This window comes from Mesorhizobium sp. M00.F.Ca.ET.216.01.1.1 (assembly GCF_004010325.2).
Lineage (GTDB): Bacteria > Pseudomonadota > Alphaproteobacteria > Rhizobiales > Rhizobiaceae > Mesorhizobium.
The window spans coordinates 1-312 of sequence record NZ_SADR02000411.1 but is presented as its reverse complement, the minus strand read 5'-3'; the positions used below and the strand labels follow the sequence as shown (position 1 = coordinate 312).

Sequence of the window (312 nt, the reverse complement as noted above, 5' to 3'; positions counted from 1 at the left end):
GTTCGACTGCTTCGGGCGAAGGCTGGCGCAGCCTTGCCGACTATGTGGCGGCGATGAAGGAAGGCCAGAAGGCGATCTTCTTCATGGCCGGCGACGACCGCGCCCGGTTGGAGGCCTCGCCGCAGCTCGAAGGGTTCAGGGCGCGCGGCATCGAGGTGCTGCTGTTGACCGACCCCGTCGACAGTTTCTGGGTGACGATGGCGCCCGAGTTCGACGGCAAGCCGTTGAAGTCGGTCACGCAGGGCGCGGCCGAACTGACCGATATCCCCCTGCTCGACGCGACGGCCAAACCCGCGGCCCAGACGCCGCCTG

The 312-nt window shown here is 67.9% G+C and carries 1 pseudogene; it reads left to right on the top strand.

Going from position 1 to position 312, the window contains the following annotated elements:
- Positions 1–312: pseudogene (locus EN859_RS36720) on the top strand (molecular chaperone HtpG); the annotation flags it as partial.